This is a genomic window from Ruegeria sp. BHSB064 (genome assembly GCF_059613205.1).
Genome location: NZ_JBXWSB010000226.1, coordinates 1 through 2,701 on the forward strand (window position 1 = coordinate 1; position 2,701 = coordinate 2,701).

The 2,701-nt window shown below is 58.7% G+C and carries 2 protein-coding genes; both read right to left on the reverse strand.

What is annotated here, in order from left to right; genetic code table 11:
• A partial coding sequence (locus tag AC2FNU_RS24475) for a nucleotide sugar dehydrogenase (RefSeq protein WP_496794105.1) occupies nt 1-890 on the reverse strand: 890 nt, incomplete at its 3' end.
• Between the two features lie 348 nt (nt 891-1,238).
• Nucleotides 1,239-2,324, reverse strand: a complete 1,086-nt coding sequence (locus tag AC2FNU_RS24480) for an NAD-dependent epimerase/dehydratase family protein (protein WP_496794109.1) — start codon at nt 2,322-2,324, stop codon at nt 1,239-1,241.
• Nucleotides 2,325-2,701: the final 377 nt, after the last annotated feature.

The window sequence follows — 2,701 nt, forward strand, 5'->3', positions numbered from 1 at the left end:
GTATCCGATCCTGCATCCGCGGCGCGCCAGGCCAGATAGGCCGGAGACACCGGGATGCAGGCCCCACCAATTCCAGGACCGGGATAGAAGGGCATGAAGCCAAACGGCTTGGTCGCCGCAGCCTCGATCACTTCCCAGACATCCACGTCCATTGCTTCGAGCGCGGTCTTCAACTCGTTGACCAGTGCGATATTGACGGTGCGAAAGCTGTTTTCGACCAGCTTCACCGCTTCGGCGGTGGCGGCGGAACTGACCGGCACGGCGCTGGTGACGATGGCGCGATAGAAATCCTCGACCAGTTGCCGCGATTGCGGATCGTCGGCACCGACCACCTTGGGAATGCTGTGCGTGTCGAATGTGTCATTGCCGGGATCTTCGCGCTCGGGCGAGAAGGCCAGGAAGAAATCGGACCCTGCGCGCAGACCGCCTGCTTCCAGAATGGGCTGAACCAACGTGGTTGTGGCACCGGGCCAGACACTGCTTTCCAGCACCACCATCTGACCGGGGCGCAGATGCTGTGCGATGGTTTGCGCGGCAGCCGCGACAAAGCGCATGTCCGGGTCTTGTGCGTCGGTTAGCGGGGTCGGCACACAGATCAGGATGATATCGGCCTCGGCCAGAGCGGCGGCATCCTGCGTCGCGCGGAACTTGCCGCTGCTGACGGCCTGCGCAATCCGGTCCTGCGCCAGATACGATATGACCTGATCGCCCTGATTGATCCGTGCCACCCGGTCGGGGTTGAGGTCAACACCGGTGGTGTCGAACCCTTTGTCATAAGCGGTCAGGGCCAGGGGCAGGCCGACATAGCCCAGCCCCACCACGGCAACCCGCGCATCGCGCGCCGCAATAAGCTGTTTGAGGGACTGATGGTGCGAGGTTTCGTAATTCATAATCTATCCTGATCGTACAAAGTCACACTGAAATCAATTGGCATCCTGGGTGCCGAAAATTCCACCCCTCTTCACGGATAGGGTGGAATGGGTGCGAATCCAATATATTTGTCGGCCTGGCAGCAGCTCTCTGTATTGCGTTTCCAAAAATGGTTCAATTTGATGCTTTGGGGAAAATTGTAAGGGTTGAGGCTAAAAACGCGATCTAAAAACTTTTCAAGCTTTTCTCGAATTTTCGGCCGCATGCGGGTTTTGCAAATTTGATGATGAGCCGACCGGCGGGCGGAATTTCCAGCCATCTCGGCGCAGATGTGCTGCGATTGCCGGAAAAGCGATCCGGCTCTTGCGCTACCTTCCAAAGCGGGCTTCCAAATGGGGACGCGTGGCATCCAACCCGGCTTCCAGAGTGTAGGACGGTGCGTAACCCAACCGGGCGCGGGCATGGTCAATCCTGCAACGCCCCCTGGCTGAATACAGGTCCAGCATGTAGCGGTCGGGGAATATATCACCGTGCTGGGGTTGCCGCCGCTTCACCGCGCGCACCAGTTTCTCGAACCGTTTTCTGCCAATCCACATCCGCGCAGTCGCACTGACCCGCGCAGCAAGTGACGGGGTATTGGAGGTCTCGCTTATGTCTTCGGGCGGCAATCGTGCCTCAAGAGTTGAAAGGGGCACGTGGCGGATTGCGCCATGGCCGATGATCCCGGCATATCCCAACAGCAAATCCGACCACGCGACGGGGGCAGCGCCGGAAATGATGAAGCGTTCCTGGCGCAGGCCTTCAAGCTGTGCGGCGCGCAGCATGGCCTGTACCAGATCATCAACAAAAACTGCGTTGCACAGCCCTTCTGGTTCAGGAAGCACCACGGTCCCGGCTGCCATCCAGTCTGCCAGCTGGTCCGTCCAAAGCATACTGCCCGGGCCGTAGACCAGCGTTGGCTGTAGGATCGCTGCCGGGCAGTTCCCCTGCATCAGAGCGTGCTCCATCGTGACCTTGGCCTGTTGGTATGATGCGTCGCCAGCAGGGGCCTGGTGGCTGTCCTCTGTCAGATCCAGGTGCGGCCAGCCGTCATAGGTGACGATAGAACTGGTATAGACGATCCGCCCAACGCCGACGGTTTCAGCCGCATCCCGAAGCGTGTCGAATGCGGCAAGATTGCTGACGGCGGATGCGCGTACATCATAGGCAAGATGAAACAGCACGTTCTGGTCGCGCAGGGCGGTTTGCAGGGCGGCACTGTCGTCAAGTGTGCCGGTTACGACGCGGACACCCATCGCTTCAAGCGCGCGCGCACCGTGCCGGCTGCGCAGCAACACTGTGACCTTGGCCCCGGCTTCCAACAGGGCCGGAACAAGGCGGGTTCCGATAAAGCCGGTTGCTCCGGTTACGAAGACGGGCTTGCCACCGAGGTGTTCTGATCCGGTGTTGTTCATCGCCGTTTTCCACCCCTTGATCCCGCAGTTTCGCCAAAGCGTTGTCTTTTGGAAACCTAGCGCAGGTAGTTGGCCTATGCTACTTTGCCCACAGGTGAATTGTTGTAAGAGGTGCCGGGCAGGATACGAGCCCGTGGTTGTTAATGAGACATTGTATGCAGAGTGGCGCGGCTGGGATAAAAACGTGGTTGCAACTCGTTTTTGAAACTCTTGGTCAGGCGCATTTCAGCTTAACAGCAGAGCTTGCAGTATCAGTGCCATGTGCCACTGATCGCGTATATTTTAAGCGCATGGCCGCAAGAAACATCAGATTGTCAGGGTGACATCCCGGACCGATTACCCTTACCGTCTGATCCCGAAGGACCCCTTGAATAAAG

Coding starts and splice junctions, on each gene's coding strand:
- AC2FNU_RS24480 (WP_496794109.1), bottom strand. CDS start 2,324: ATGAACAACACCGGATCAGAACACCTCGGTGGCAAGCCCGTCTTCGTA.